Raw genomic sequence first — 1,353 nt, 5'->3', positions numbered from 1 at the left:
AATCCGCGCCGAGTTGATCTCCGGCGGCAACCACGCAAAGTCCAAAATCATCGCATCCCCAACTCAGCCAGCCGCGTCAACGGCGCCAACATCTATCACTGCTACCCGACCTGCGAGCCTGCCAATCGGATTGTAAAACAAACCACCGCTGCAGTCTGCGCTTTGGCCAAACTGCCTACATCATTATTCGCGCTCGAAATCGACTTGGTTACCCGGTCAGTATATTTGCTTTCCGACTGGCCTTGAGCGCCAAACGCGCGGCCTGCGCGCGCCAACGGCGTTCGTGATCAGCCCCTTAGCCGAACGCCGTCCTCCTCACTGCGTCGATGATCAAGACCAGCTCGAGCCGACTGCGCTGTCGGCCGGCGCCATGTGCCGCCCGCCCAACTGGGCGATGAACCCGGCAGGGCACGTGATTACCCTTTCCGCCAAGAAATTCACCGATCAGAAGCCACTCTCCGTTAATCGAATTCTTACCCGACGCCGGTCCGGGGGACCACGCTCGGCCGGTTCTGCACCACGTGCGGGCTCGCACCGCCGCGGCCCATCATGCCGCCCGGCATGCCCGCTCCGGCCCCGGCGCCCATCGGCATCGGCATCGGCATCATCCCCATGCCGGAACCTCCCGCTGCCTGAGCCAGCGCCGCCGGGTTCGGCATCGCGCCGAAGCCGGACATGGCAGAAGTGGCCATGGCCTTGGGCACCGAGCCCTGCCAGGAGGGCGGAACCGACATCGCACCCACGAGGTGCGCCTTACCCAGTTCGCCCGCCATTCCAGCACCGAGTCCGGCGCCGCCCAGGGCCTTGGCTCCGGGCGCCAGGTCACCGACGAACTTGGGCGCGTTTGCCAACTCGGCGGCAGCCGTCGCACCGGCCAGCCCGGCGGTGCTGGTGGCGGACTGCCCGGCTTGCATCAGCGGGCCGATCAGCATGCTGGCCGGCATCGCGCCCGCCTGGACGAACGACAGTGCCGACTGCAAGGGCAGCGCAGCCGCCGCCGACTGCACACCGGTGACCAGACCCGGCACCGTCGCCAGTGTGCCCTCCACGAACGGGCTCACCGCCGCGGAGGCCGTGGTCGCCAGCCCGGTGAACTGAGCACCGATGTTCGCGGCCATTCCGGCAAGGTCAAGTGGTGGAATGGCGAAGGGCGTCAGGCTCTCGGCGACCGCCGTCGCACCGCCGTAATAGCCCACCATCGCGGCCACATCCTGGGCCCACATCTCCACGTAATCGAACTCATTGGCCGCGATCGCCGGAGTGTTCAACCCCAAGAAGTTCGTCGCGATCAACGTCAACAACGACACCCGGTTGGCCTCCACCACCGCCGGAGGCACCGTCCCCGTCAACGCC

At 66.6% G+C, this 1,353-nt stretch carries 2 protein-coding genes; one reads left to right on the top strand and one right to left on the bottom strand.

The features are described 5' to 3' along the window. Positions 1-246 (top strand): hypothetical protein (locus tag AC5Y7D_RS30820; RefSeq protein WP_499929965.1); only part of this gene is annotated, 246 nt, incomplete at its 5' end. A gap of 227 nt (positions 247-473) precedes the next feature. On the opposite strand, the gene AC5Y7D_RS30815 is transcribed toward AC5Y7D_RS30820, so the two are convergent. Further along, positions 474-1,353 (bottom strand): PPE family protein, SVP subgroup (locus tag AC5Y7D_RS30815; protein ID WP_499929963.1); only part of this gene is annotated, 880 nt, incomplete at its 5' end.

It is taken from the genome of Mycobacterium sp. NGS49 (assembly GCF_059812565.1).
Note: the sequence above shows the minus strand (reverse complement) of the source record. Positions and strands in the feature narration are given on the sequence as shown.